At 61.2% G+C, this 24,743-nt stretch carries 23 protein-coding genes and 1 pseudogene; 15 read left to right on the top strand and 9 right to left on the bottom strand.

What is annotated here, in order from left to right; genetic code table 11:
• Positions 1-18 precede the first annotated feature (18 nt).
• Complete coding sequence (locus tag ACIQUG_RS34320) at positions 19-336, bottom strand: MocE family 2Fe-2S type ferredoxin (RefSeq protein ID WP_060583797.1); 318 nt, start codon at positions 334-336, stop codon at positions 19-21.
• A gap of 30 nt (positions 337-366) precedes the next feature.
• Complete coding sequence (locus tag ACIQUG_RS34315; RefSeq protein WP_402326857.1) at positions 367-1,458, bottom strand: fatty acid desaturase family protein; 1,092 nt, start codon at positions 1,456-1,458, stop codon at positions 367-369.
• A gap of 164 nt (positions 1,459-1,622) precedes the next feature.
• Here ACIQUG_RS34315 and ACIQUG_RS34310 point away from each other — a divergent pair, with 164 nt between their 5' ends.
• A complete protein-coding gene (locus tag ACIQUG_RS34310) occupies positions 1,623-2,654 on the top strand; it encodes a LacI family DNA-binding transcriptional regulator (RefSeq protein WP_060529654.1) in 1,032 nt (343 codons plus the stop codon).
• Between the two features lie 29 nt (positions 2,655-2,683).
• Here ACIQUG_RS34310 and ACIQUG_RS34305 read toward each other — a convergent pair whose 3' ends face one another.
• Positions 2,684-3,727 carry a capsular biosynthesis protein gene (locus tag ACIQUG_RS34305; protein WP_402326856.1) on the bottom strand — a complete coding sequence of 348 codons (1,044 nt, stop codon included), beginning with the start codon at positions 3,725-3,727 and terminating at the stop codon, positions 2,684-2,686.
• Positions 3,728-4,046: 319 nt separating this feature from the next.
• Between ACIQUG_RS34305 and ACIQUG_RS34300 the strand changes: the two genes are divergently transcribed.
• The 5 genes from ACIQUG_RS34300 (at position 4,047) to ACIQUG_RS34280 (ending at position 9,119) form a co-directional block, all read left to right on the top strand.
• On the top strand, positions 4,047-4,859 hold the full coding sequence (locus tag ACIQUG_RS34300; protein WP_402326855.1) for a TIM barrel protein: 813 nt from the start codon (positions 4,047-4,049) through the stop codon (positions 4,857-4,859).
• A gap of 230 nt (positions 4,860-5,089) precedes the next feature.
• Positions 5,090-6,019, top strand: a complete 930-nt coding sequence (locus ACIQUG_RS34295; RefSeq protein WP_402326853.1) for a sugar ABC transporter substrate-binding protein — start codon at positions 5,090-5,092, stop codon at positions 6,017-6,019.
• A gap of 164 nt (positions 6,020-6,183) precedes the next feature.
• Positions 6,184-7,725 carry a sugar ABC transporter ATP-binding protein gene (locus tag ACIQUG_RS34290; RefSeq protein WP_043616199.1) on the top strand — a complete coding sequence of 514 codons (1,542 nt, stop codon included), beginning with the start codon at positions 6,184-6,186 and terminating at the stop codon, positions 7,723-7,725.
• Between the two features lie 33 nt (positions 7,726-7,758).
• Positions 7,759-8,784, top strand: coding sequence for an ABC transporter permease (locus ACIQUG_RS34285; RefSeq protein WP_402326851.1), 1,026 nt, complete (start codon positions 7,759-7,761; stop codon positions 8,782-8,784).
• 212 nt (positions 8,785-8,996) lie between these two features.
• Complete coding sequence (locus ACIQUG_RS34280) at positions 8,997-9,119, top strand: hypothetical protein (protein WP_255381084.1); 123 nt, start codon at positions 8,997-8,999, stop codon at positions 9,117-9,119.
• A gap of 117 nt (positions 9,120-9,236) precedes the next feature.
• On the opposite strand, the gene ACIQUG_RS34275 is transcribed toward ACIQUG_RS34280, so the two are convergent.
• Together ACIQUG_RS34275 and ACIQUG_RS34270 are read right to left on the bottom strand one after the other, a co-directional pair.
• On the bottom strand, positions 9,237-10,616 hold the full coding sequence (locus ACIQUG_RS34275; protein WP_402326849.1) for a sensor histidine kinase: 1,380 nt from the start codon (positions 10,614-10,616) through the stop codon (positions 9,237-9,239).
• The gene (locus ACIQUG_RS34270; RefSeq protein WP_043616209.1) at positions 10,613-11,290 is read right to left on the bottom strand and encodes a response regulator transcription factor; all 678 of its coding nucleotides are present in this window, start codon (positions 11,288-11,290) and stop codon (positions 10,613-10,615) included. Before ACIQUG_RS34270 ends, ACIQUG_RS34275 begins: the two co-directional genes overlap by 4 nt.
• Positions 11,291-11,367: 77 nt before the next feature.
• Here ACIQUG_RS34270 and ACIQUG_RS34265 point away from each other — a divergent pair, with 77 nt between their 5' ends.
• Positions 11,368-12,435 (top strand): ABC transporter substrate-binding protein, encoded by a 1,068-nt coding sequence (locus ACIQUG_RS34265; protein WP_402326847.1) that lies wholly within the window; start codon positions 11,368-11,370, stop codon positions 12,433-12,435.
• Between the two features lie 59 nt (positions 12,436-12,494).
• On the opposite strand, the gene ACIQUG_RS34260 is transcribed toward ACIQUG_RS34265, so the two are convergent.
• Entirely contained in the window at positions 12,495-12,944 is a 450-nt protein-coding gene (locus ACIQUG_RS34260; protein ID WP_402326846.1) for a DUF1801 domain-containing protein, read from the bottom strand.
• Between the two features lie 460 nt (positions 12,945-13,404).
• On the opposite strand from ACIQUG_RS34260, the gene ACIQUG_RS34255 reads away from it, so the two are divergent.
• The 4 genes from ACIQUG_RS34255 to ACIQUG_RS34240 all read left to right on the top strand — a co-directional run bounded on the left by ACIQUG_RS34255 (position 13,405) and on the right by ACIQUG_RS34240 (position 16,743).
• Positions 13,405-14,349 carry a tripartite tricarboxylate transporter substrate binding protein gene (locus tag ACIQUG_RS34255; RefSeq protein WP_043616217.1) on the top strand — a complete coding sequence of 315 codons (945 nt, stop codon included), beginning with the start codon at positions 13,405-13,407 and terminating at the stop codon, positions 14,347-14,349.
• Positions 14,346-14,837: a tripartite tricarboxylate transporter TctB family protein gene (locus tag ACIQUG_RS34250; protein WP_043616220.1), complete on the top strand. Its 492-nt coding sequence runs from the start codon at positions 14,346-14,348 to the stop codon at positions 14,835-14,837. The genes ACIQUG_RS34255 and ACIQUG_RS34250 overlap by 4 nt, the downstream gene beginning before the upstream one ends.
• A gap of 14 nt (positions 14,838-14,851) precedes the next feature.
• Entirely contained in the window at positions 14,852-16,369 is a 1,518-nt protein-coding gene (locus ACIQUG_RS34245; RefSeq protein ID WP_043616223.1) for a tripartite tricarboxylate transporter permease, read from the top strand.
• A 206-nt stretch (positions 16,370-16,575) separates the two neighbouring features.
• The gene (locus ACIQUG_RS34240) at positions 16,576-16,743 is read left to right on the top strand and encodes a hypothetical protein (protein WP_089045897.1); all 168 of its coding nucleotides are present in this window, start codon (positions 16,576-16,578) and stop codon (positions 16,741-16,743) included.
• A gap of 275 nt (positions 16,744-17,018) precedes the next feature.
• Here the strand turns inward: ACIQUG_RS34240 and ACIQUG_RS34235 are convergent, their stop codons facing one another.
• Positions 17,019-17,681 (bottom strand): 3'-5' exonuclease, encoded by a 663-nt coding sequence (locus ACIQUG_RS34235; RefSeq protein WP_402326844.1) that lies wholly within the window; start codon positions 17,679-17,681, stop codon positions 17,019-17,021.
• Positions 17,682-17,826: 145 nt separating this feature from the next.
• Positions 17,827-21,087, bottom strand: coding sequence for a Ti-type conjugative transfer relaxase TraA (gene traA / locus ACIQUG_RS34230; RefSeq protein WP_402326843.1), 3,261 nt, complete (start codon positions 21,085-21,087; stop codon positions 17,827-17,829).
• Between the two features lie 226 nt (positions 21,088-21,313).
• Between traA and ACIQUG_RS34225 the strand changes: the two genes are divergently transcribed.
• From ACIQUG_RS34225 to ACIQUG_RS34210, 4 genes are all read left to right on the top strand, one after another.
• Positions 21,314-21,619: a mobilization protein gene (locus tag ACIQUG_RS34225; protein ID WP_402326842.1), complete on the top strand. Its 306-nt coding sequence runs from the start codon at positions 21,314-21,316 to the stop codon at positions 21,617-21,619.
• Positions 21,616-23,193: a type IV secretory system conjugative DNA transfer family protein gene (locus ACIQUG_RS34220; RefSeq protein WP_402326841.1), complete on the top strand. Its 1,578-nt coding sequence runs from the start codon at positions 21,616-21,618 to the stop codon at positions 23,191-23,193. Before ACIQUG_RS34225 ends, ACIQUG_RS34220 begins: the two co-directional genes overlap by 4 nt.
• A gap of 134 nt (positions 23,194-23,327) precedes the next feature.
• On the top strand, positions 23,328-23,813 hold the full coding sequence (locus ACIQUG_RS34215; RefSeq protein WP_402326840.1) for a ProQ/FINO family protein: 486 nt from the start codon (positions 23,328-23,330) through the stop codon (positions 23,811-23,813).
• Between the two features lie 146 nt (positions 23,814-23,959).
• Positions 23,960-24,220, top strand: a complete 261-nt coding sequence (locus ACIQUG_RS34210) for a WGR domain-containing protein (protein ID WP_402326839.1) — start codon at positions 23,960-23,962, stop codon at positions 24,218-24,220.
• A gap of 118 nt (positions 24,221-24,338) precedes the next feature.
• Here ACIQUG_RS34210 and ACIQUG_RS34205 read toward each other — a convergent pair.
• Positions 24,339-24,653, bottom strand: a pseudogene (locus ACIQUG_RS34205) (zincin-like metallopeptidase domain-containing protein); the annotation flags it as partial.
• Positions 24,654-24,743: the final 90 nt, after the last annotated feature.

The following is a 24,743-nucleotide window of genomic DNA, read 5'->3' as shown; positions in this document are numbered from 1 at the left end:
ATCCTATCGAGAGCGGCTTCAGCCGAGCGCGATGAACACGCTTCCGGCCTCGACCTTCACCGGATAGGTCTTCAGGTTGACGCAAACGGGCGCGCCCTTGGCCTGGCCGGTCTTGTAGTTGAAGCGGCCGTTGTGCTTCGGACATTCGATGATGTCGTCCATCACGAGGCCATCGGCGAGATGAATATGCTCGTGGGTGCAGAGCCCGTCGGTGGCAAAATACTCGTCGTCCGGGCTGCGGTAGACAGCAAAGGTGCGTCCGTCGTGATCGAAACGGATAACATCTTCTTCGTCGATTTCGTCCGCTGCGCAGACTTCAACCCAGTTTCCGCTCATGATTTCCTCCCATTTCCTGGCATCGGTTGGTTATTCGGCTGCGTGCACGATCGCATCGCTGTGAAATTCTTCCCGGTAGGGCTTTGCCGTCGCCGGCAGCTCGCGCCTCAGGAAGTAATCTTCGTTCCGCAACTGCCGCAGGAAGGCCGGGACCATTTCTCGGTAGCCGTGAAGCATTGACGGGTTCGGATCCGGCAGATCATGCTTGATCATGGCGTGCAGCTTCGGCAGCGCGTGATAAGGCACCATCGGGAACATGTGGTGTTCCACATGGTAGTTCATGTTCCAATAGACGAAGCGGCTAACCGGATTCATGTAGACGGTGCGGCTGTTCAGCCGATGGTCGGTCACGTTGTCGGCCAAGCCGCCGTGCTGCAGCAGCCCGGTCAGCACGTGGTGCCAGGCGCCATAGAGCCTCGGCAGACCGATCAGCATCAGCGGCAGGATCGAGCCGAGATAGAAACAGGCGGCGATGGTGGCCGCATAAATCGCAAACCAGATGCGTGCGACCAGGATCGCCTTCGGCTGCTCCATTTTAGGGATGAAAGTCGCTTCCTCGGCGCTGATGATGCCGAACGTGTTGCGCACCATGTCGATCATCGCGTGCCAGACGTCGAGCACACCGAAGAAATTGAGGACGAGGCGCAGCAGATCCGGCGGCCGCATGACAGCGATTTCGGGATCCCGGCCGACGATCACCGTATCCGTATGGTGACGCGTGTGGCTCCAGCGCCAAGTGACCGGATTGCGCATGATCATGAAGCAGGCGATCTGGTAGACGGCATCGTTCATCCACATCGTCTTGAACGCCGTGCCATGGCCGCATTCATGCCAGCGGCTATCGGAGGCGGAACCGGAGAGAACGCCATAGGCAAGGAAGAACGGAACGGCCCACCACGTGCCCCAGAGGGTGATGCCGAGTGCACCGAACAGAACGAGACAACCGAGCCAGATCGCAGTGTCGCGGATGGCCGGCCCATCCTCGCGCTTCATCAGTTCCTTCATCTGCTTGCGCGGAATGTCGGTGTGATACCACTCTGCGGCCGAGAGACCGTTGGCGACCGCCGCCTGGGCATCCCGGCCAAGCAGGCTGTAGTCTCGCTTCGTCGGCATCATCGTCATTTGCGCTCCTCCCCGCGGTCCGACCCCATCTGGCCGGAGACGTCTCATGTCGTGCAATGACGATAGGTTGACTTTTGCCAGGTCTCAATGCAGCAATGATATATTCTCTCAAATGATGTCATAACCCGCATTTCACGCGTGATACAAACCTATCAGGAGCCACGATGAGCAACCGTCCGACCATTGCCGACCTTGCGCGCACTGCCGGCGTCAGCGTCGCCACCGTCGACCGCGTACTCAACGGGCGCCATCCCGTGCGTGAGGAGACCGCGCGCCGGGTCTATGAGGCTGCTAAATCAATCGGCTATCACGCCGTGGGCTTGATCCGGCAGCGCGTCTTTGAGGACCTGCCGCAATACAGGCTTGGCTTTGTGCTGCAAAAGCCGGAGCAGGCCTTCTATCAAACGGTTGCGAAGGAAATCGAAAACGCGGCACTGTCGCTGTCGCATGCCCGCGTCTTCGCCCAGGTCGATTTCGTGGCAAATTCCACCCCATCGGCCATCACGGAAAAGCTTCGGGCCGCTGCGACGCGGAACCAAGCCATTGCGCTCGTCGCTCCCGACTACCCGGCCGTGACCACCGCGATAGAAGAACTCAAGGAACGCGGCATTCCGGTCTTCTCCCTGCTTTCGGATTTTGCCGCCGGCGTTCGCGAGGGCTATGTCGGCCTCAACAATCACAAGGTCGGCCGCACGGCCGCGTGGATGATCACCAAGGCGGCCAAACGCCCCGGCAAGGTCGCTGCCTTCGTCGGCAGCCATCGCTTTCTCGGCCACGAGCTTCGGGAAATTGGCTTTCGCTCCTATTTCCGTGAGCACGCGCCGGATTTCGAAGTGCTGGATACGATGGTTAACCTCGACACGGCCGAGATCACCCATGAAGCTACGCTCAATCTGCTGCAGCGCCACCCGGACCTGATCGGCTTTTATGTCTGCGGCGGCGGCATGGAAGGGGCGATCTCGGCGATCCGCGAGGAAAAGCTTGAGGGAAAACTGATCGCGGTCGTCAACGAGCTGACACCGGATTCCCGTGCGGCCCTTGGCGACGATGTCGTGACCCTGGCGATATCGACCCCGACGGCCGCCCTCGCGCGCGAAACGATCAACCTGATGATCCAGGCGATAGACAAGGGCCCGACCGGAGCGCCGGGGCAAACCTTCTTGCCGTTCGACCTCTTCACACCGGAAAATATCTAGGCAGATGGTGGTTCGTGAGAATGACGGCGCTACGCCTCGCGCCGCGTCTGTGCAATTTCTTTCACAAGGTAATCAATGGCCGCCAGTGTATCCAACCGCACCCATGTCTCAGGATGGCGATACACTGGATAGAGACTTAAAGCCGCAAAGGTGAGTTGATCGAGCGTTGGGCGCGCCGCCGACCTGCGACGCAAGGTGCTTTGCGAAGCCTTGCCCGATCGGTCGTCGGTAAGACCCCAGCCCGCATAAAACGGCGTTGCATAGCAACGGACAGGCAATCCCCGCAAAAGCGCATCGAAGCCCATTTGGCTGGACACCGTCCAGACCTCATCTACGATTTCGAGGATTGAGGCGGCAGAGACCTTGTCCGCCATCAAGATGATCCCGGGCGATTTGGCAGCCCGCTCTGTCATGTAGCCGCGTCTATGGCCGGCGATCACATCTGGATGTGTCCGAACAACGCACTGAGCGCCGCTAGCGAGGGCATCATCCAACATCCGATGAAAGGATGCCGGCGATCCGAGCGCCTTTGCAACGGAAACATCCCCGTACACTTGATCCACGAGCAGAACCCTGCGCCGGTTAGTGCGTTCAATGCGCGGACTATGGTGGGGCAAGCTGTTGTATTTAGAAAGCTTGTTCGCCACCAGGGCCTCCCGGATGGCGGCACCCGTGTTTGTGAACTCCGTACGACCCGCTTCGGCGATCAACAACTCTAGACGCGAGGCACGACCCGCTTCGACCGGAAGCGCTTTGTCGTCGATAACAATCGAAATCGGCACACTGCCTTCCTTGCCCAGACCCACGGAGCGTAGAAAGCCATCTTCGAGGTGCCAATGCGGCAGACCTCTGAGGCGTGCAATACGGATAGCTGCCTTTGCCGGCAACCGACCGCCCCAAGAGACGATCCCGTCGAGTGAAGATGACAGCGTCGAATGAAGCGGCGCATCCCCGAAGTAGTTCCGCAGCCAGGGGAATGCCTGCTGCACGAAAAAGGATGCCCCTATTCTGGAACCCCATCTCGGGTGCCAGGGGCGCGTTGTTTCTGGCGATACTTCGTCCAGCTCGTTCATCCCTTTGTCTCAAGCCGCTAAAATTCTCAACTTCGTCCGGCCAAAAACCATCTCCCCTTCAGAAATGCAATTGCCAACTTGAACCAGGAGCGATCGGAGATCTCCTAACCACTGGGAAGCATGTCAGAGAGAATTTGGTACCCACGCAGGAATGAGAGAATTCCATCACTGACGCAAGACAATCTTGCAGTAATGCAAGGCCTTTTCGCGCTGTGCTCTTTGACTGCGCTCCGACAGTTGGTGAATTGTCCGCAAGGTTATAAATGGAATGAACGTTCCATTTATAACCCATAGCCACCCCACTGGAGGAGACATTCCCGTGACCGCCCTGCCCTTCGCCCTCAATCACATGACGACGCCGAATCTACCGCTTGGCGACTTTTTCCAACTCGCCAAATCGCTCGGCATGACCTCTGTCGAAATCCGCAACGATCTCACCGGTAACGCCATCCTGGACGGCACGCCGGCGAAGGATGTCGCCGCCCTCGCCGGCCGTCACGGCATCACGATCATCTCGATCAATGCCCTTCAACGTTTCAACGAATGGAACGAGGCCCGTCAGGCGGAAGGCGAAGAACTGATCGCTTATGCGCGCGACTGCGGCGCCAAGGCCCTTGTTCTCGTTCCCGTCAACGATGGCACGGGCCAGGCCGATGGCGAACGCCAGGAAAATCTGCGCAAAGCCCTTTCGGCACTGAAGCCGATGCTCGAAAAGGCCGGAATTATCGGCCTCGTCGAACCACTTGGCTTCGAGATCTGCTCGCTGCGCTCGAAGACGGAGGCTGTTGAGGCAATCAAGGCAGTCGAGGGCGTGAAGACCTTCCGCCTGGTGCACGACACGTTTCACCACCACCTCGCCGGTGAGCGGGCGGTCTATCCCGAGATGACAGGCCTCATCCACATTTCCGGCGTCACCGATGAACGCGTGGCCGTGTCAGATCTGCGCGATTCGCACCGCGTCCTCGTCGATCGGAGCGACCTGCTCGACAATGTCGGACAGATTCGACGTCTGCGCGCGGCGGGCTATTCAGGGCCACTCTCCTTTGAGCCTTTCGCCGCCGAAGTCCACAGACTGGCGGATCCGGCCGCAGCCGTCAGGCAGAGCGTGGACTACATCCAAACCCAGATCTGAGCTTCCCCGGCCCCGAGGCCGGCAAATCAACAACGGGCGCCGCATCAGGCCTTGACGGCGCCCGCATAAAATGGAATACATATTCCGTAATCGCAATCTACTGGTTCGTTTATTCCGTTTTATTCGAAAGCGCAGCGGGAGTGCCGCTTTCGAAATGAATGAGCGCAATCCGGCATTGCGTCCCCGGCAGGAGAAGGTGGCGCCGGGCACCATTGTGGAGGAGAAAGATAATGAAGAAATTCGTGCTCAGCACAGCGCTGGCCGTGATGATGTCGACGGCAGCCCATGCCGAGACCATCGGCGTATCCATGGCCCTTTTTGACGACAACTTCCTGACGGTCTTGCGCAACGGCATGTCCGACTACGCCAAGACGCTCGATGGCGTCGAACTGCAGATCGAAGACGCGCAGAACGACGTCTCCAAACAGCAGAGCCAGATCCAGAACTTCATCGCCGCCGGCGTGACCGCGATCATCGTCAACCCGGTTGATACCGATGCGACGGCTGCCATGTCGAAGATCGCTGCGGACGCCGGGATTGCGCTCGTTTACGTCAACCGCGAACCGGTCAACGTCGATACACTGCCGGAAAAGCAGGCTTTCGTGGCGTCGAACGAGCAGGAATCCGGCACGCTGCAGACGCAGGAAATCTGCAAGATGCTTGGCGGCAAAGGCAAGGCCGTCGTGATGATGGGTGAACTGTCCAACCAGGCTGCCCGCATGCGCACCAAGGACATCCACGACGTGCTTGCGACCGACCAGTGCAAGGGCATCGAGATCGTTGAGGAGCAGACCGCCAACTGGTCGCGTACCCAAGGCTCCGACCTTCTGACGAACTGGCTCTCAGCCGGTCTTGAATTCGACGCCGTCATTTCCAACAACGACGAAATGGCGATCGGCGCGATCCAGGCGCTGAAGGCCGCCGGCCGTTCTATGGATAGCGTCGTCATCGGCGGTATCGACGCGACGCAGGACGCGCTTGCAGCCATGGCCGCAGGCGACCTCGACGTCACGGTGTTCCAGAACGCCGCCGGCCAGGGCAAGGGCTCGGTCGATGCCGCCCTCAAGCTCGCTAAGGGCGAACCAGTCGACAAGAAGGTCTACATTCCCTTCGAACTCGTGACGAAGGAAAATCTCGACAAGTACCAGGCGAAGAACTGATCGCCGCAATAGAGAGCGCGGGAACCCCGCGCTCTCTTTCAAAAATGCAGGTCCGACCGCAAAACTCTGCGTCCAATGGATGCCGTACGCGGTAAAATGGGCTGGTCACCCGCCAGCGATGAGGACTTTCCGCGACAGCCGGAAACGACGGGGAGGCAAGGAACATGACGCTCAGTCCGACAACGATGGCAGCCGTGCGCGCCAGCGGCGCGGTACCCAAGGCCGAATATCTTCTTTCTGCGGAAGGGATCCGCAAGGAATTCCCCGGTGTCGTCGCGCTCGACGATGTCGAGTTCAAGCTGAAGCGCGGCACGGTCCACGCATTGATGGGCGAAAACGGCGCCGGCAAGTCGACGCTGATGAAGATCCTCGCCGGCATCTACACACCCGACAAGGGCGACGTGAAGCTGAAGGGTACCGAGATCCGGCTGAAGTCCCCGCTCGACGCGCTCGAAAACGGGATCGCCATGATCCATCAGGAACTGAACCTGATGCCGTTCATGACGGTGGCGGAAAACATCTGGATCCGCCGCGAGCCGAAAAACCGCTTCGGCTTCGTCGATCACCGCGAGATGAACCGCATCACCGCGCGCCTCTTCGATCGCCTGAAAATCAAGATCGATCCCGAAATCGAAGTGCGTCACCTATCGGTGGCCAACCGGCAGATGGTCGAGATCGCCAAGGCGGTTTCCTATGAATCCGACGTGCTGATCATGGACGAGCCGACGTCTGCGCTCACCGAGCGCGAGGTCGCCCATCTCTTCGAAATCATTCGTGATCTGCGCGAACAGGGCATCGGTATCGTCTACATCACCCACAAGATGAACGAATTGTTCGAGATCGCCGATGAATTCTCGGTCTTCCGTGACGGTAAGTTCATCGGCACGCACGCGTCGAGCGACGTTACCCGCGACGACATCATCCGCATGATGGTCGGCCGCGAAATCACCCAGATGTTCCCGAAGGAAGAGGTGCCGATCGGCGACGTCGTTCTGTCGGTCAAGAACCTCGCGCTTAATGGCGTCTTCCGCGATGTCTCCTTCGACGTCCGCGCCGGTGAAATCCTCGGCATTGCCGGTCTTGTCGGCTCCGGCCGCTCGAATGTCGCCGAAACCCTTTTCGGCGTGACGCCGGCAAGTTCCGGCACGATTTCGATCGACGGCAAGACGCTTTCGATCGACAGCCCGAACACGGCGATCCGCAACCGCATGGCGTTTCTGACAGAAGACCGCAAGGATACCGGCTGTCTCCTGATCCTCGACATCCTCGAAAACATGCAGATCGCCGTTCTCCAGGATCGTTTCGTCAAGGGTGGCTTCGTTACCGAAAAGCAGATCACGGCAGCCTGCGAAGAGATGAGCCGCAAGCTGCGGGTCAAGACGCCGAACCTGCAGGAGCGCATCGAGAACCTGTCGGGCGGCAACCAGCAGAAAGTACTGATCGGCCGCTGGCTGCTCACCAATCCGCGCATCCTGATTCTCGACGAGCCGACACGCGGCATCGATGTCGGCGCCAAGGCGGAAATCCACCGCCTCGTCACCGAACTCGCCCGCAACGGCGTCGCGGTCATCATGATCTCTTCGGAAATGCCCGAAGTGCTCGGCATGAGCGACCGCATCATGGTCATGCATGAAGGCCGCGTCACCGGCTTCCTCGACAGGGCGGAAGCAACCCAGATCAAGGTCATGGAGCTCGCCGCGAGCTGAGCGAAGAGCCACCCGACGAAAGGGAGGAATGAAATGGACACCAACATCGCCGCACAGGGAGCAAGCACGCAGCTTGCCGGCGCAAAGCGCCGCCTGCCCCCCGAATTCAACATCTTCCTGGTGCTGATCGGCATCGCGCTGGTTTATGAGATCCTCGGCTGGATCTTCGTCGGCCAGAGCTTCCTGATGAACCCGCAGCGCCTGACGATCATGATCCTGCAGGTGTCCGTGATCGGCATCATCGCCGTCGGCGTCACCCAGGTCATCATAACGGGCGGCATCGATCTTTCCTCCGGCTCCGTCGTCGGCATGACGGCGATGATCTCGGCCAGCGTCGCGCAGGCCTCCACCTGGCCGCGCGCACTCTATCCGTCGCTCACCGACATGCCAGCGATCGTCCCGATCGGCCTTGGCGTCGGCATCGGCCTGCTCGCCGGCTTTATCAACGGTCAGCTGATCGCCCGCACCAAGATCCCACCCTTCATCGCCACGCTCGGCATGATGGTCTCTGCACGCGGCATCTCCAAGTGGTACACCAAGGGCCAACCGGTCTCGGGCCTAACCGAGCAGTTCAACTTCATTGGCACCGGCATCTGGCCCGTCATCGTCTTCCTCGTCGTCGCGATCATCTTCCACATAGCACTGCGCTACACCCGCTACGGCAAGTTCACCTATGCGATCGGCGCCAACGTCCAGGCGGCCCGCGTCTCCGGCATCAACGTCGAGGCGCATCTGATCAAGGTCTATGCGATTGCCGGCATGCTGGCGGGCCTCGCCGGTGTCGTCACGGCTGCCCGTGCCCAAACGGCACAGGCCGGCATGGGTGTCATGTACGAACTGGACGCGATCGCCGCGACCGTCATCGGCGGCACCTCGCTGACGGGTGGCGTTGGCCGGGTCACCGGCACGGTCATCGGCACCATCATCCTTGGCGTCATGACCTCGGGCTTCACCTTCCTCCGGGTCGACGCCTACTACCAGGAAATCGTCAAGGGCCTGATCATCGTCGCCGCCGTCGTCATCGACGTCTATCGACAGAAGAACCGCAAGAAGGCCTGACACCCAAAAGCAATACCCTCCTCCCAGTGAAGCCAACTGGCCGGGATGACGAAAGTCATCCCGGCATTTTATTTTGGCCAGAAGCTATATCGGTAGGTTCAAGGCGTTTTCCACATATGCCTGGCGCGCAGGGCTGCCCCAGCGCACGCGCTCTGGCAAAATCCCCGGCGATGCACTATATGCCAGATGTTCAAAACTATTGGAGACTTCCCATGTTGTCGCAGCGCAAGCTTGCGAGCCAGTTTCAGCCGCGTTTCGTTCTTCAGCTTTGGAACGCGATGCTGCGGGTACAGACCCGCGAGACAGCTTCCTTCTTCGGCCACCGCGGCCGCTAAGCAAGACCCAAAAAACGAGAACTGCCTGAACCATCTGAGCGTGTCGCCTGACCGCTCGCAGATGGCTTTCGCTCAACCGGCCCGCATGTGGCGGCGCCGGATAGAGCCCATTCGTGCTTAGCCCTCCGGAAAGCGAATGGTCACCTTGAGACCGCGGCCGTCGGCCCCTTCGCTCAGGCTTGTCGTCGCGCCGTAAAGCTCGGCAATCTCTTCTACGATCGGCAGGCCGAGCCCGGAGCCTGGCGCATCACTGCCGCCGCGCTCGAAACGCCTGAGCACCGTCTCGCGCAATTCCAGCCGTATACCCGGTCCGTTGTCCTCTACCTCCAGCGACACCGAACCGTCCCGCACAAAGACGCGGCTCGTCACCTCCGCGCCGCGGCCGGCATAAAGCAACGCATTGCCGATCAGGTTCTTGAGCAGCTCACCAATCAGCAACGGCTCGGCGCGGATGAAAGCCTCACCCTCACCGTCAAAGCCGAGATCGATATCCGCGTCTCCAGCCGCCGGCACGTGTTCGGCCGTTATCTCCCGCACGAGCTCGATGAGATCGACGCGCTCCAGCGAACGTGTCTCGTCCTTGCCGGCAGCATCGATCTTCGCCATCAGCAGTAACTGCCCCAGGACGCGCTCGGCATTGGCAACCGCCTCGTCGGCCTTTTTCACAGCACTTCGCGTTTCCTCGATCGAGCCCGCGCGTTGCGCAAGCGCGAGCTGCGTGCGGATGATGGCCAGCGGCGTACGCAACTGGTGGCTGGCATTGCCGGTAAAGTTGCGAAGCGCATCGAGCGCCGACTGCAGGCGCCCCATGAAGGAATTGACCGTATCGACGAGGCCCTGGACCTCGTTCGGAACCCGCTCGCCGATCGGATGCAGATCGTCTGGACTGCGCTCCGAGATCGCGTCACCCAGCCTGTAGAGCGGCCGCAAGGAAAACGTAACCGCGGTCCAGACGATAACGGCCGCACCCGCAATCATCATCCCGAGGCGAAGCGCCGATCGCACCAGGATCGTCTGCGCCAGATGTCGGCGCGCGATCGTCGTTTCGGCGACCGTGACCACGAAGGGCACGGAATTGATGCCTGTTGAGGCGGAGCGACGAAGGGCGGCGATGCGGATCGGTTCGCCGCGGAAGATCGAATCCGCAAAGGTGGTCGACGCTCCCGGTTCCTCCGCCAGCGACGGCAATGTCTGGTAGCCGGTGATGAACTGGCCGGGCGGCCCGTCGACCCGGTAGAACACGCGGTCCTGCGCAGCCGACGTCAGCATCTCCAGGGCAACATAGGGGATATCGACTTCGAGCGACCCGTCTTCCGCGACGACCACGCGCTCGGCGATTGCCAGCGCCGAGCCGGCAAGCACCCGGTCGGAAACGACGTTGGCGGTCGTCACTGCCTCCCGATAGGTATCCATCAGTGCGATGACCCCGATGACCACCGTCGAGATCAACAACCAGCCAAGCAGGCGCCGGCGAAGGGAGTAGACAGTCGCCCTCATTCCGGCCCGGCCGCCTTGTCGAGATAGTAGCCAATGCCCCGGGCGGTGCGCACGGTCAGCCCATGCGGCGCAAGGCGCTTGCGCAGCCGGCTGACATATTGCTCGATCGCATTCGGGCTCAGATCATCGTCAAAGCCGGTCAGCGACTGCATGATCGCATCCTTGGCGACCACCTTGCCGGCACGCATGAACAGAAGCTCTAGAAGGCCGAGTTCGCGCGCCGGGATCTCGATCGGCGCGCCGCCGGACGAGAAGCTGCGCGTGTTGAGATCGAGCGACACATTGCCGTAGCTGACGGTCGAGGCCCTAAGCCCCGCCTGCCGACGCAAGAGCACACGCACGCGCGCTTCGAGTTCGCCGACGTCGAAGGGCTTGATCATGTAGTCGTCGGCGCCGAGGTCGAGCCCCTTGATCCGCTCTTCAGGTGCGCCCCTCGCCGTCAGAATCAAGACCGCCGCGCGGTTCTGGCGGGCGCGCATCGCCCTTAGCACATCCAGGCCATCCATCTCCGGCAGATTGAGATCGAGAATGACAAGGTCGAACGTTTCGGTGGCGGCCACCGCATGCGCCGACGCACCGTCACTGACGACATCGACGGCATAGCCGCTGCCGCGCAAGATCGCCGACAGGCCCTCGGCCAGGTCCTGGTTGTCCTCAACAAGCAAGATACGCAATTATCATCACTCCCCCGACCACCTTATCCGTCGATGCCTTGCTTGTGAACGGTACGACACTGAGGCATTGTGGATTCATGCGGTTCTTGATTTCTTTTCTTTTTTTCGCCCTTTGTCCCCAGCTGCTCCTTGCGGCTCCCATCATATTCCCAGCCCTTTCCGGCAAAGCGGACGTGCGCACGCTGGTCGTCTATTCATCGCTCGACGAGCCGCTTGCAAAGCCGATGATCATCGGTTTCCAGCGGGCCAATCCGGACGTTGCCGTGCGCTATGAAGACATGCTGACCGGAGAAATCTACGACCGCATCATCAAGGAGACCGACGCCGGAATGAAGACGGCGGACTTCGCCTTTTCTTCCGCCATGGACCTGCAAGTCAAGCTCAGCAACGACGGTTACGCCCAGCGCAGCGACCTGCCGATGAGCGACCGCTGGCCGGCCTGGGCCAACTGGCGCAACACCGCTTATGCGCTGACCTTCGAGCCTGCCGTCTTCGTCTACCACAAGCCGAGCTTCACCAAGGAAGAACCGCCGTCGACGCGCGCGGAATTCGTCGATTACCTGAAGCGCCAGGGGGCGGCCGTCTTCGGCAGGATCGGAACCTATGACATCGAGCGGTCCGGCGTCGGCTTCCTCTTCATGTCGCGCGACCAGGAACAGTTCGGCGATATCTGGGATGTCATCCAGGCCATGGGTGCGGCCGGCGTCAAGCTCTACTCGACCAGTGAAGCAATCCTCGAGCGCGTCGCCGACGGCCGCTTCGTGCTCGGCTACAACATCCTCGGCTCCTATGCCGCCGACTGGGCGGCACGGCATCCGGATGTCGGCATCGTCCTGCCAAAGGACTACACCGTGGTGATGTCGCGTATCGGCCTCGTGCCGCAGGCCGCGGCCTCCCCCGACCTCGGCCGGCGCTACCTCGAATTCTTCATGTCCAAGGAAGGCCAGACGATCATGGCGCGGGAACTGCAGATCCCGGCCGTCAGCCCCGAGGTCGCCGGCGAAAACACCGCCAACACCATGCAGGAGATGCTTGGCGGCCAGTTGCGCCCGGTCCCGGTAAGCCCGGGCCTGATGGTCTATCTCGATCAGGTGAAGCGCTCACGGCTGATTGCCAAATGGAACGAGGTTCTGAGGCTTCATTGACCGCAGTGGACGGAAGCGCGACACCTCTGGCCAAGCCGGAAACGCTCCAGCCTTCGGCCTTAAACCTTCTTCCGCGGGCGCCCGGACCGTGAGGCCTGCGTGGAGAGGTTCAGTTCAACGGCAGCCAGAACCAATGCCTTCAAAGCGTCTTCGTCGATCGCCTCGCCTTCCTGGATGTCGATGGCGCGTCGGGTATTGCCTTCCAGGCTGGAGTTGAAAAGTCCGGCCGGATCCTCAAGCGCTGCCCCCTTGGCAAAGGTCATCTTCACCACCGCCTTGTAAGTCTCGCCAGTGCAGATGATGCCGGCATGTTCCCAGACCGGAACACCCCGCCATTTCCATTCCTCGACCACGTCAGGATCGGCTTCCTTGATCAGCTTGCGGATCTGCGCGAGCGTCGCTCCGCGCCAGTCGCCAAGTTCCGCGATCCTCGCATCGATCTGACTGGAGGCGGAAACGGCATCTTCCGCCACATCGTTGTTCTTCGCCTTTGTCGTCGCTTTCGCCATCGAATTTACTCTCCCGTCATCCTTGCCGGAACTCGCCGTCAGGCGCGCCGGCGCAAACCTGTCGTCACTTTGTCGGCGTCGCCTCCTCATACCTAGGCTCGCCCCGCCTGGCGGCAATATCCGAGTAGCGATTCGAGGCTCCGTCGCGAAATTCGGCTGCGGGCTTGCTCATTTGGGGTGCCTAGGACCGGCAACATCGCCCGTCAGCGCATGCGAGAGCCTAAAATTCCGTAAACGGTGCGGCAGGATTTTCGCATTCGGGACTTGATGTCAGCTAAATGTCAGCTTTCTATGGTGCCTTAAGGTCACTGGCACCCGTGGAGGCGGGCCGCCGGTTGCGCACTGGGAGGAAGCCACCAATCCGGTCAAGCGATAAGGGTCGAAAGAGCTCGTCGCTGTCTTCCCGTTCGCACACAGCAACAACGTGCGCGGTGAAAACGCGCCTCACGGAGGACTGACCTTGAAACATATTTTCCTCGCAACGATTCTCGCCGGCGCCATGTCGCTCCCGGCGGTTGCCGCTGACTACACGATCATCGCTCCGGCAAACCCGGGCGGCGGCTGGGACCAGACGGCCCGTTCGCTTCAGACAGTGCTGCAGCAGGAAGGCATTTCCGGCAACGTTCAGGTCCAGAACGTACCGGGCGCCGGCGGCACGATCGGCCTTGCCCAGTTCGCCAGCCAGCAGAAGGGCAACGCCAACGCCCTGATCGTCGGCGGCTACGTCATGGTCGGCGCGATCCTCACCAACAAGTCGCCGGTCACCCTCAAGGACGTCACCCCGATCGCGCGCCTCACCGGTGAATACGAAGCAATCGTCGTTCCGGCTTCGTCCGACATCAAGACGATGGGCGACCTCGTCGAAGCCCTGAAGAAGGATCCGGGCGCGGTTTCCTGGGCTGGCGGTTCGGCCGGCGGTACCGACCACATCGCCGTTGGCCTGATCGCCAAGGCGGCCGGCGTCGACCCGACCAAGATCAACTACATCGCCTATTCGGGCGGCGGTGAAGCACTGGCCGCAATCCTCGGCAGCCAGGTAACGGCTGGCATTTCGGGCTACGGCGAATTCGAATCGCAGGTCAAGGCCGGCACGCTTCGCCTGCTCGCCGTGTCCGGTCCCGAGCGTGTCGCCGGCATCGATGCCCCGACGCTGAAGGAGTCCGGTCTCGACGTGGTCGTCGAAAACTGGCGCATGGTCGCAGCAGCTCCGGGCCTCTCCGACGAGCAGAAGGCAGCCGTCTCCGCCGACATCGAGAAGCTTGCGAAGTCCGCTGGCTGGCAGGAAGTGCTGAAGACCAAGGGCTGGCAGGACAGCTACCTCGCCGGTGACGCCTTCAGCGCCCAGCTCGACAAGGATGTTGCGGCCACCGAAGGTGTTCTCAAGGACATTGGACTGGTGAAATGACCACGGGGCATAACCCTTCAACTTCAACGCGTCGCCCGGATCGGGCGGCGCTCTTCATCGCGGCGGTTCTCGCCGCTATCGCTGGCCTAATCTTCTGGGACGTGTCGCGCCTGACGGGCGCTGCCGGTTACTCCCAGGTCGGACCGACGACGGTCCCCTATGCGATTGCCTGCTGTCTTGCAGCCCTCGCTGTCTGGACGATCTTCGCTGCGTTTCGCAACGATTTTCCAGAGCGCGAGCGTCAGGAAGTCGCACCGGTCATCTGGATCGTGGCGGGCCTTGCAGCACAGATGCTGCTCCTGAAGGTCGCAGGCTTCTCGATCGCCACCGGCATTCTCTTTGCGCTCACCGCGCGCGGCTTTGGCAAGCGCAAGCTCTGGTTCTCCCTGCCAGTCGGCATCGCGCTCTGTTTCGTCGTGTGGGTGATTTTCGCCAAGCTTCTGCAGTTGTCGCTGCCCGCAGGGCCGCTTGAACACCTGTTCTTCTAAGAGGGCCGTCGACCATGGCTACTTTTGACTTCCTGATCCAGGGATTGTGGGTTGCTGCCCAGCCGATGAACCTGCTCTACGCCCTGATCGGCGTGACGCTCGGGACCGCCGTCGGCGTTCTTCCCGGCATCGGCCCGGCGCTGACCGTGGCACTTCTTCTGCCCGTTACCTATCAGCTCGATCCCGCCGGATCGCTGATCATGTTCGCCGGCATCTATTATGGCGGCATGTATGGCGGCTCGACCACCTCGATCCTGCTCAACACACCGGGCGAAAGTGCCTCGATCGTCACCGCGCTCGAAGGCAACAAAATGGCGCGCGCCGGACGCGGTGGACCGGCCCTTGCCACCGCCGCCATCGGCTCGTTCGTTGCCGGCCTGATCGCGACGCTGGGCCTCGCCTTCATCGCACCCTACATCGTCAAGCTGGCCCTGGTCTTCGGTCCGCGCGAGTACTTCGCGCTGATGGTCCTTGCCTTCGTCACCGTATCCTCGGCATTCGGCGACAGCACGCTTCGCGGCCTGACGGCCCTCTTCGTCGGCCTCGCGCTGTCCGTCGTCGGCATCGACCAGCTGACCGGCCAGGCGCGCCTCTCCTTCGGCGTTCCCGAACTGCTCGACGGCATCGAGGTCACCACCCTTGCCGTTGCCATGTTCGCGATCGGCGAGACGCTGTTTATCGCCGCGCAAGGCGAAAAGGGACCAGACAAGGTCGAGGCCGTGCGTGGCTCGGTCTGGATGAGCAAGCTCGATTGGGCGCGTTCGTGGAAGCCTTGGCTTCGCGGCACGTTCATCGGCTTCCCGATCGGCGCGATGCCGGCCGGCGGCGCCGAGATCGGCACCTTCCTGTCCTATGCGGCCGAAAAGAAGCTGGCAAAACATCCCGAAGAGTTCGGCAATGGCGCAATCGAAGGTGTTGCCGGTCCGGAAGCGGCCAACAACGCCTCGGCCGCCGGCACGCTCGTACCGCTGCTGACGCTCGGCCTTCCGACGACGGCAACGGCTGCGATCATGCTCGCCGGCTTCCAGCAATATGGCCTTCAACCCGGCCCGCTGTTGTTTGCGACCAACCCGCAACTCGTCTGGGGCCTGATCGCCAGCCTGCTCATCGCCAATTTCATGCTGCTGGTCCTGAACCTGCCGCTGATCGGGCTCTGGGTGAAGCTGCTGACGATCCCGAAGCCCTGGCTTTATGCCGGCATCCTCTTGTTCGCGACGCTCGGCACCATCGGCGCCAACCCGTCGGTCTACGAACTAGGCATGCTGCTCGCCTTCGGCCTGCTTGGCTACGCGATGCGCGTCTTCGGCTATCCGATCGCTCCTGTCGTCGTCGGTCTGATCCTTGGGCCGCTGGCCGAGCAGCAGCTCCGTCGTGCCCTCGCGATCAGCCAGGGTGACATCTCGGTGCTGTTCACCTCGCCGATCGCCGCCGGCCTCCTGATCATCGCGGCTGCCGCACTGATCGTACCGCTGATCCTTCGGGCCCGTGGCCGCGGCGAAGTCCTTTCGCAGCTCGCCGCCAACGAAGACTAAGCCCCAGTAACAATCAGGTCCGGAAACCGTTCCGGACCTGATCGAATTAGCGCCTCCTCCCAAGGCCTATCCGCAGGCCCGGCCGGTTTGAAAACCGACCGGGCCTGCTTCCTTTGCATGGCTGGCGTGTCCGATTGTGCATTGCAAAAAGACTGGCCAAACCCCATCTTTTGCTCATCAAAGAGAAAACGAAAGCGAGCAAGAAGATGGCCACTACAACTTATCACAAGGGTTTCATCGGTCGTGCATTCGCAGTTCTCGGCGCTGCTAGCGCTGCCGCCGCCGCTGTCGAAGGTCACCGCCGTCCGAAGGCAAGCGACCTGCGCACGCTGGGCATCGACCCCGCGAACTTCCCGGACACACGCCGCGGCTAACAAATTCAAGCGCCCCGAGGGGCGCCTTATCCTCCCAAGGATGAAAAACGGCTCGGGATCGAAAGATCGCCGGGCCGTTGTGTTTTCCGGCATCCGGCAACTTCAACCGCCACGCCCCACAACGTCACAGGCCCGGACCAAGAGGGCGGCGATCGAGGGACCGAAATTCTAAGCCATATGAAGCCGCGATTTTCCGGGAAATGTTGTCTTATCGCCTCCAGAGGAACCGATAACGAGAACTCGATTGGCTTCTGCCAGCATTGCCGACGCTTCGATCAGCGATACGTATCGAGGCACTGAAACATCTCCTTCCTGTAGATTGGTGCGGCAAGTTCGAATGCCTCCGACCGCAATATTCCGGCTTTCATCAGGTGTTGCAGGGTATATGCAAGGGAAAGGGCGTCATCGAGCGCGTCGTGGCCATGCAACGGCGGGTGTTCCACCTGATAGTAGTCAGCGAGCTTGTTGCTCGGTGTCTTGACCAAGTCCTCCATCGGCATGCCTGCAGCCGCAAGCAGTTTGACAGCATTGTAAAATCGATTGGCCGGGATCGGTGGCTGAATGCCTGCGATGTAACAACTGATCGCGACCATGTTGAGTTCGTCCTTGCCCCACGACCAGCACGGAGCACCTCCCGAAAAGCTCTCAAAGTTCGCAAGGGCGTCCTCCAAAGACACGCCCTGTTCCTCGATATTCGTTTCCGTGATGCCCGTCAGCCTGGTGAAAAACGGGTCGAGAGAATATCTTCTGCCAAATCGGTCGATAGGTCGAACGTACGCCTTATAGCTACCTAGGAGGGCAAAATCGCCCTCGAGCGCTAATCGGACAGCGCCAATCTGCGCGATGACCGGGTCCGGGTCATGGGCCCCACACCAAAACCGGCGCTGCGAGTCTTCACGGCAGAGAAATTCGCAGTCGAATATGATGGCGGTTTTCATGACAACCTCTCATGCGTCCCTTGGATGTATTTCCGCAGGCGGATGAGCGTGTTGATGCTTGCCGCGGATGGCTTCCCGCGGCGAACTGCAACTCCGATCCAGTCTGCCTGCCGGCAATCTCCGCGCGGCAGTTTCCGCGGCAACCTCACATGCCCAAACCGAGCCCCCTCTTCAGCCCGCGGGTCAGTTCGTAGCTCCGGCTCAACTCCGCCCGGTGTGTCCTATCAACCAGACGGGCGACGTCTTTAATGCGCTCGATCACGGCGGGATCTTTCAAACCCAGCCGATCGAGCTCCTTCTTGAAACTCCTCGGATCCGCGCTGCCCAAACGCTGCTCAAGAGCGCGGGCGATGGTTTTGGCTTCTTCTAGTACCTGCCGCCCTTCTGGCGTCCCGGAGAGCTCTGTTAGAAACCGCGGTTTTTCGGCCTGAGGCAAGGCATCGAACTGCTTCAAGATGTCCTCGCTGCGCCCGGTCATTCCGGGAACTACGACCACGTCCCTGTTCTGGCGCTGCCAGGTTTCTGATTGGCGTTCGGCCTCAAGCCGGCGCGTCCAGGTGTTGGCCGCCGATGCGACATGGAGCCCGAGTGCCTTGGAGTGGAGCTGAGCAGCTTTGCGCTCTTTGTTGTCACCGAAGAAACCGGCTTTGCCGCGCAGTTCCCCGAACCATTCCGGATGCTCAGTCACGGAGGTTGCAAGCGTCGACCCGTCCGCTCCAGCTTTGACAATAGCCTGTCCGATTTTCGCCGCAGCACCGTCAGGGTCAACATAGATTTGTTGACCAACGGATCGCACCGTTTCCATGGCGCGATCGAAATCTGGTCTTGCCTTTTCGCGCGCGATGTCCTCGATGCTGCGTGCATAGGTCGCGATTGAAGGGATGAGCGGGTTGACGCTCGCGTGCCCTGCCTCTCCTGCCACAAATCCCGTTTGCATCGCGCGAGCAGGCCCGGGTCTGACGCCCCCTGCTGCAACCGCGATGGCGATCTCACTCTGGATGCCGAAACCCTCACCAAGCCCTCTGCGCGCGGCGAAGACGCTTGTGTAGTCGAGCGTCGTTTCCTTCGCGCCTGAGCGTCCCATGCTGGCGCCAAGCGCTTTCATGTCCTTCATCTCATCCCGGCCGACATAGAGCCGCACATCGTCGCGATGGCGGGTCATTACGACATAGGCCAGATGCCGGTCCATGGTAGTGGAGGCCATGACAAAGGCGCGATCGACGCTTGCTCCTTGCGACTTATGGATTGTCGTCGCGTATCCGTGATCAAAGGATTGGTAACTGTTGACCGGTATTGAAACTGTGCGGCCGCTTTTGTTTGCGCCAGCACTGCCGTCGAGACGTATATGTAGTGCGTCCGGCTCGACGGCCTCAACGGTTCCAAGCATGCCGTTCTTCACGCCGAGATCGCGGTTGTTTTCGAGAAGAACGATGCGGTCGCCGCGGGCGAAGGACCGATCGCCATCATTGGTGCGGTAGACGCGTTGCCGCCCAAGGGCCGCATCCTCTTGGTCACGACGCGCCAACCGCCCACGCTCCTGAAGGCCGAACCGGATGTCGGCATTGATCGCCCGGACGTCGACGCGACGATGCGCGAGTGCGACGCGTGACCCCGCTGCTCGTGCCTCGCTGTCGGCGAGATAGTCAGACACCAAAGCTGCTCGAGCCTCGTCGCGATCATCGCGGAAGTGAACCGCCCCACGCTGGGCATAGACGGCCAGTCCCTCCTCCGTGCGATGCGTCGCAAAGGCAACAGACGCCTCGCGCTGCCAGCCTTCTTTCTGACGGCGGATCTCGGAGAGCTCGACCGCTCCGATCCGCTCGGAGATCGCCCGGAAGGGAGACCCTGCGCCGATTGCCTGCAGCTGCTCGTGATCGCCGACGAGCACGAGCTTGGCGCCTCTCACTTCAGCCTCTTTGACGAACCTCGCAAGCTGTCGACTTGCAACCATGCCAGCCTCATCGATGACGAGGATGTCGCCCTTTCCAAGCAGCCCTTTCTCATTCTGCCAGCCGTATTCCCAGGAGGCCAAAGTGCGCGCCGCGATCCCTGAGGATTCCTCCAGTCCCTCGGCCGCCTTGCCCGCAAGAGCCGCACCATGAACACGGTAGCCCTGCATCTCCCAGGCCTGACGCGCCGCAGCCAGCATCGTGGATTTTCCGGCTCCGGCAAACCCAATCACGTTCGCGATCTGCCCAGGCCCGGTGATGTGGCGCACCGCCGCGCGCTGCTCATCGCTGAGACCCACGCGCGTTGTCTTCACGTCGCGATCAACCGGACGCTGATCAGTTCCGCTGGCCGACTTAGGTGACGCAGAAGAAGCGCTTCCTCGAATGGCTTGGTCCTGAATGTCCAAGGCCCGATCGACGTAAGAACGGTGGACGGAGTGACTGGAACGCTGAGCCATGCGGTCTGCGCTTAAGGCCATCGCATGCTCGATATCGATCATTTGCCGTGTCGAGTACCGCGCCAGCTCCGTAGCGCTTTCTGGTTTCAGCTCCACGAGCGCCGGCGACGCCATGACCGCGGCAAAGGCATTGCGAAACCGGTCGGGTTCGTCGATGTAGCGATGCAGTGCTCGCGCGACATCATGACGATCAAACACGCTCTTTTCCCCGGTGATAATCGCAAGCACCTGCTCCGGTTGTCTGCGGATCAACTCGGCATTTTTTCGCGCTGCCTTCTGATCGATCCGCTCGCGCGACACGTCCAGCCCACGCCGGTCCATCTGCGACGCATGCACGCCCATATGCTCGGTCGGCTCGATCTCAAGACCGCGCTCCAGATGCGAGCGATGGTCGACGCGAATATCCAGACCGAGCCGCGCCAGATGCCGGTTAGTGTGATGTTCCCAAAGCTCTCGGATCTCGCGTAGCTGCATGTGCGAGGTCGGCTGATCATGGTTCAACAGCCACTTGTTCTCGCGCTCGATCAGCGTCTTTTCGCCGAGCCCCTGTTCCGTCACCACCCGCGTCGTCATCACCACATGCGCGTGGAAATTCCGGATGTCGCTTTCGCCCTGTGGTAGATGGATGGAGAAGTCGACAGCGGCACCGTAGCGGTTGGCGAGGTCACGCGCAAAGTCACGCGTCAGCGCCCGCCGATCGACTGCAGTCATCTCATGCGGCAGCGCCACTTCGAACTCACGGGCGACGCGCGCATCCTTGCGGTTCTCGGCTTTCTCGACCGCGTTCCAGAGCGTCGAACGATCGAGCGCCCAGGCAGCCTCGACGCCATCCGGAAGCACGATCTCGGAATGCTCGACGCCCCGCTTGTTCGTGAAGTCGTGCACGATGCCGTCGCGCTCGTTCAGCATCTTCGTCGCCGTGCGATAGGCGATGGCGGCAACCGCACTGCGGCCACCGCTTCTGGCGATCGGTTTCATGCTGCAATGGTAGATGGCCAAACGACACTCTCCAAAGTCGCACAACCATACCAAGAACTGAGCTGCACAGCAACTCGTAAGTGCGCCCTTTTTGACTTCCTTCGCTCCGCTCTCTCAGTCCGGGATCATGCAAGATGAACTCTCCCCATAACAATTCCGGGTTGTGCATTCCGCACCGGCGATTAACTTCCGGCCACAACGCGCAATGGCAGAAACTCTCGGATACCACAAGCATCAGGAGAATCTCATGGCACGCAAGTCGATCTCACAGCGCCTCGCCGAACTGGAAGAGCGCAAGAAGACGCTGAAGGCCAGGCTCGGAAAACAGGAGCGCGCCCAGGATACCCGCCGCAAAATCCTGCTTGGCGCCCTCGTGCTGCACCGGCTCGAGCAATCCAACGATCCTGAGTTTACCCGGCGACTGAAAGACTGGCTGCAACGAGAATTGCCCGGCTTTCTCGTGCGCGATGGCGACAGGGCGCTGTTCGACGACATTCTGAACTCAGCAGAGGCCGGGGCTGACATCGGGGCGGATATTAGGGCCGCAGAATGACGATCGCCTCTGTCTTGAAGCCGCTGGTCAAGGCGCCATTCTTTGCGATCGTCTCCGTGCTCATTGGCCTGGCGCTTTCGGCGCTGATCCTGCTTGCAAACTTTCTCATCCACCTGATCGCCGGCGTCGAGTACGGCCTGGCCAACGAGGTCGTCACCGTGATCGCAAAACACCTTCCGATCGCGCTCGGCGTGCTCGGCTTCATCGCCGCCTTCGTCTCTCCAGCTATCGCGACCTCTGTGTTCGGATCGGCGCGCTGGGCCAACGACCGCGAACTGAAAGAGCTTGCCGCCGGCGATGACGGTCTGCTGATCGGGCGCGATCCGGCGACAGGGGACCTCTTGCGTTATGATGGGCCAGCCCACCTTCTGACGATGGCGCCGACGCGAACTGGCAAAGGCGTGGGCACAGTTATCCCGAACCTTCTGACCGCCGATCGTTCGATCATCTGCATCGATCCGAAAGGCGAGAACGCGGAGATCGCCGGCCAGGCACGCGCGCGGTTCGGGCCGGTCCATGTTCTCGATCCCTTTGAAGCAACCGGTCAGCAATCATCGGCCTACAATCCGCTCGACGCGCTCGATCCTGAGGGTCTCGATGTCACTGAGGACGCAAGCACGCTTGCCGACGCACTTGTCTATGACGAGCCTGGGACTGGCGGCGAAGCACACTGGAACGAGGAAGCCAAAGCGCTGATCGCCGGTCTGATCCTGAAGATCGTTGTCGCGGAATCTCCAGGCCGCCGCCACCTCGGGACATTGCGCGAATATCTGACTTTGGCGCCGGAACGCTTCCTAACGCTGATGGCACGCATGCAGGAGATGGATGAGGGCAATGGCCTGATTGCCCGCACGGCCAATCGTCATTTCGGCAAATCGGATCGCGAGGCCGCCGGCGTGCTGTCGGCGGCGCAGCGCCATACCCATTTCCTCGACAGTTCGCGCATGACGGCGGTGCTCAGCCGTTCGGACTTTGCTTTCGCCGACCTGAAGCATCGAAGCACAACCGTCTTTCTCGTTCTGCCGCCCGACCGGCTCTCGACTTATGCGCGCTGGCTCCGGCTGATCGTCGCGCAAAGCCTCTCCGCGATGGCGCGGGACCGCACCACCCCTGCCCGTCCGGTTCTCTTTCTTCTCGACGAATTCGCTGCACTCGGACACCTTGCTCCGGTCGAGCGCGCCATGGGTCTGATGGCCGGCTATGGTGTCCAGCTCTGGCCGATCCTGCAGGATGTGCATCAGCTCCGTGCCACCTATGGCCGCCGCGCCGGAACTTTCCTGTCGAACGCTGCGGTCCTTCAGGTCTTCGGCGTCAACGACATCGAGACGGCCGAGCTGATTGCCCGCACGATCGGCAAGGCCGACGTCAGCTACACCACCCGCTCCTGGAGCAAGGGCGAAACCTCGAGCGCCGAGCACATTGCGGCACGGGATCTCATCAACGCTGACGAGATCCTGCGGCTGTCGGGAAAGAAGATGATCCTGCTGCGCCAAGGGCAGTCGCCAGCCGTCGTCGCAAAGATCCGGTACTTCGATGACAAGGAGTTCGACGGCCTGTTCACCCGAACGCAATAGCGAGATTGCACCACTTCAAGTCTCAGCCCACACGCACTAGATGCACTCGATGCTCTGTGATTGAAGGGATGTCGTCGGCTTGGATGTGCGTGACCTGTCCTGACCGATGGCATTTTTGGATTGGACGGATTGCGATGGGTCAGAAACAACCGACGATCAAATCTCCTCGGGGGAGTTCAAGCCTGGTTCTGGCGCGGGAACGGGAGGTCGCGAAGTCCGAGGCGATCAACGCCCTTCTCCTCCGCCCCATTGCCATTCTTCCGGCTGAGCTCGGCGATCCGATCCGGCCGTTTGCGCTCGGGCTTTGGAATGATATCCGCCCTCTCCTTAAACCCGACATCAGCGTCTCAGCCTTGCGCGAAGCGATGGCAACCTACGTGCACGCGCGCAGCTACCAGATCGCGGTCGCACGGCCGGGTTCCATGCGCCATGACATCGACGGCGAACCGGTTGGGCCGGTCTCAGATGCCGATCGTCTGGATGCGCTCAAGAAGTACGAAGGTTTTAAGGCCCGCAACGGGTCCAGCGTCAAGGCCTCGGTGTCCTCTCTTGCCGCATCGGCGTCAAAGTGCGATGCGATCAGCGCTCATCTGCTGAGGCGGAAAGACGCACCGCGCTAGGGGCGACGCCACGCCGCCGACAGAAGAAATGGCCCAAGGATGTTGAGCGCCACCGAAACCCGTTCATCACGAAAATGAATCGATGAAGCCGGATCGATTCAAAACTGTCGTTGGACGGTCGCGCTGGAACACGCGATTCTTTGCGCATGATCACCCAGCCCTATCGCCTCTATATCGAGCGCAGAGACGCGAGCCGCAATATGGCCCGGTTCTATTCGATCGAAATCGAAAGCACTTTGTTCGGTGGCGTTTGCCTGACGCGGCGATGGGGACGCATTGGCGCTCGCGGGCGATCGGCGGCTCATCAGTTCTCGAAGGAGGAGGAGGCCATCCGCCTGTTCCTTGAACTGGCGCGACGAAAGCGTAACCGCGGCTATCGGCCGAGGAGCGTGGGCTCGCACGGGTAGACCAGAGTTCCGGGTCTTGCCGCCCCGCGTGCGGGGCGGCCGCCGATAAAACCCTGCATGCCGGATCCGCTAAACCGCAGATCCGGCACCATCTAAAGACCTGCCGGTGGTCCCCAGTCTACGCCACGGTGGCCTCGCCTGCATGGGCGGTCGCACTGTCGGATGCGGGCTGCAGTCCATGCAGAAACGTCACAGCGCGTTCGGCGTGAGCGGCCATCTGAAACACGGCACGCTTGTCGTTCTTCAGCACTTTCAGCCACGAGGCGATATAGGCGGCGTGATCCTCGCGCGGCTCGATTGCAATGCCAAGGTCCGCGGAGAGGAAGACGCTGCCAAGTTCGGCAACCAGTTCTTCCTTGGCGTATCCTACATCGCCCCACTGTTCCCGGCCGAGGTCTCGGTCAAGCCGGGTCTCCTTCATCGTCCAATGGGTGTTATGCCGATATCGGCATAACATCCATTATGCCGGGTTCCGGATTATGCCGCGCCGGTGTCCGAAGGCTAGCAATAACCCCAGCTACCG

Source organism: Ensifer sp. NPDC090286 (genome assembly GCF_044769565.1).
In the GTDB taxonomy this organism is placed as follows: Bacteria; Pseudomonadota; Alphaproteobacteria; order Rhizobiales; family Rhizobiaceae; genus Ensifer.
The sequence above is the reverse complement of the archived record's forward strand: the minus strand, read 5'-3'. Positions and strand labels throughout refer to the sequence as shown.

Excerpts from the sequence above, each read along its gene's own strand:
- ACIQUG_RS34320 (WP_060583797.1), bottom strand. The coding sequence starts at position 336 with ATGAGCGGAAACTGGGTTGAAGTCTGCGCAGCGGACGAAATCGACGAA.
- ACIQUG_RS34315 (WP_402326857.1), bottom strand. The coding sequence starts at position 1,458 with ATGACGATGATGCCGACGAAGCGAGACTACAGCCTGCTTGGCCGGGAT.
- ACIQUG_RS34310 (WP_060529654.1), top strand. The coding sequence starts at position 1,623 with ATGAGCAACCGTCCGACCATTGCCGACCTTGCGCGCACTGCCGGCGTC.
- ACIQUG_RS34305 (WP_402326856.1), bottom strand. The coding sequence starts at position 3,727 with ATGAACGAGCTGGACGAAGTATCGCCAGAAACAACGCGCCCCTGGCAC.
- ACIQUG_RS34295 (WP_402326853.1), top strand. The coding sequence starts at position 5,090 with ATGAAGAAATTCGTGCTCAGCACAGCGCTGGCCGTGATGATGTCGACG.
- ACIQUG_RS34290 (WP_043616199.1), top strand. The coding sequence starts at position 6,184 with ATGACGCTCAGTCCGACAACGATGGCAGCCGTGCGCGCCAGCGGCGCG.
- ACIQUG_RS34285 (WP_402326851.1), top strand. The coding sequence starts at position 7,759 with ATGGACACCAACATCGCCGCACAGGGAGCAAGCACGCAGCTTGCCGGC.
- ACIQUG_RS34280 (WP_255381084.1), top strand. The coding sequence starts at position 8,997 with ATGTTGTCGCAGCGCAAGCTTGCGAGCCAGTTTCAGCCGCGTTTCGTT.
- ACIQUG_RS34275 (WP_402326849.1), bottom strand. The coding sequence starts at position 10,616 with ATGAGGGCGACTGTCTACTCCCTTCGCCGGCGCCTGCTTGGCTGGTTG.
- ACIQUG_RS34265 (WP_402326847.1), top strand. The coding sequence starts at position 11,368 with ATGCGGTTCTTGATTTCTTTTCTTTTTTTCGCCCTTTGTCCCCAGCTG.
- ACIQUG_RS34260 (WP_402326846.1), bottom strand. The coding sequence starts at position 12,944 with ATGGCGAAAGCGACGACAAAGGCGAAGAACAACGATGTGGCGGAAGAT.
- ACIQUG_RS34250 (WP_043616220.1), top strand. The coding sequence starts at position 14,346 with ATGACCACGGGGCATAACCCTTCAACTTCAACGCGTCGCCCGGATCGG.
- ACIQUG_RS34245 (WP_043616223.1), top strand. The coding sequence starts at position 14,852 with ATGGCTACTTTTGACTTCCTGATCCAGGGATTGTGGGTTGCTGCCCAG.
- ACIQUG_RS34240 (WP_089045897.1), top strand. The coding sequence starts at position 16,576 with ATGGCCACTACAACTTATCACAAGGGTTTCATCGGTCGTGCATTCGCA.
- ACIQUG_RS34235 (WP_402326844.1), bottom strand. The coding sequence starts at position 17,681 with ATGAAAACCGCCATCATATTCGACTGCGAATTTCTCTGCCGTGAAGAC.
- ACIQUG_RS34225 (WP_402326842.1), top strand. The coding sequence starts at position 21,314 with ATGGCACGCAAGTCGATCTCACAGCGCCTCGCCGAACTGGAAGAGCGC.
- ACIQUG_RS34220 (WP_402326841.1), top strand. The coding sequence starts at position 21,616 with ATGACGATCGCCTCTGTCTTGAAGCCGCTGGTCAAGGCGCCATTCTTT.
- ACIQUG_RS34215 (WP_402326840.1), top strand. The coding sequence starts at position 23,328 with ATGGGTCAGAAACAACCGACGATCAAATCTCCTCGGGGGAGTTCAAGC.
- ACIQUG_RS34210 (WP_402326839.1), top strand. The coding sequence starts at position 23,960 with ATGATCACCCAGCCCTATCGCCTCTATATCGAGCGCAGAGACGCGAGC.